The following is a 1,314-nucleotide window of genomic DNA, read 5'->3' on the forward strand; positions in this document are numbered from 1 at the left end:
TGGGGAATCGGGAATGGGGGATGGGGAATCGGGAATGGGGGATGGGGAATCGGGAATGGGGGATGGGGAATCGGGAATGGGGGATGGGGAATCGGGAATTGGGGATGGGGAATCGGGAATTGAGGATTCTTCAGAAGACTTTAAATATTTTAAAAGTTGGTCGCCATAGTCTCCGTTGTCCCGCAAGTTTCCGAAGTTTTCCGAGTGTCCGAAGTCTTCCGAGTGCCCGAAGTCGCCCTTAGCTGGAGTTGGTTCGCCTTCAAACTCAAATACTCCGGTGCGCCATTGCCAAAATTCCGGGGCCGATTGCTCGATCGAACTCAACCAAGGGCGCGACACCCACAGCAACAGAGTAGATTCGCACATTTGCAGGTTTGCTTCGATGTCTCTCAAATAGCTCAGGAACGACCACTGCACGGCTGGTGAGTGCCTGGTCAGGTGTTCGGCCCCGAGAATTTGAAATCCCGGCAAACGGCTGTAGCTGCCGCCGTTTCGGGGCAGTGGGTGTTGAGTCAGCCATGCGGCGATCGAGTCCCAAGGATTGGGATCGCTCACGTCGAGTTCCAAACTGACAAATCGGGGATAGTCGATCGGGTAGGGACGAGAAATCGAGTCGGCGCCCTCGGCGGCTAATTCTGCCTGCAAGCGGGCCGCCAGACAGTCCCGCAAACACAGGTCGTCGCAGGCGGCAATAAAAATTTGACGGCGTAAGTTGAGGTCGATCGCCTGTTTCAAGCGTTGATAGATCTGCTTGTTCGAGCTAGAAACTTTTTGGGAAGGAATAGACATCACGGTCTGGCGATTTTAGATTTTAGATTTTAGATTTTAGATTTGGGAATGTAGATTTGGGAATGTAGATTGTAGATTTTAGATTTGGGATTGTAGAGTTGAAATCGCTCCTAACTCGCAACACCGACGAGTTCGGCAGTCAATCGCACCGTTGATGACCTGCATGATTGTAGATTTTCAATTAGCAATTTTTTTATATTTGTGACGATTCGGTCTGATTAATTGCAACGATCGCCCCTGAACCTGAACGCCGAAAGGAAAAAACCCTATTTCTGCTTGTCTTGTTTAGTCTTCCAGCTCGCTCGGCACGCTTCAGGACTGTTGCAACTATAGCGGATCAAGCTCTCATATTCGCGGACGTTGTTGGGAAGAGAGCCCTCTTGGTTTCAGTGGTTATATAACCTGTCAGTCATACCTCACCTTTTTGCCCACATTCCGCAGATGTGGGTCGGATTTTTTTATCAGTTGTGAAAACTTGGAAGCCAAACGCTTTTGGGCTGAAATTATGCAGTGTTAGCCTTACAG

The 1,314-nt window shown here is 49.8% G+C and carries 1 pseudogene; it reads right to left on the reverse strand.

Annotation, left to right across the window (positions count from 1 at the left end):
- Window positions 1-789: pseudogene (locus tag JGK14_RS33895) on the reverse strand (hypothetical protein); the annotation flags it as partial.
- Window positions 790-1,314: the final 525 nt, after the last annotated feature.

It is taken from the genome of Microcoleus sp. PH2017_28_MFU_U_A (assembly GCF_020738035.1).
Taxonomy (GTDB): domain Bacteria; phylum Cyanobacteriota; class Cyanobacteriia; order Cyanobacteriales; family Microcoleaceae; genus Microcoleus.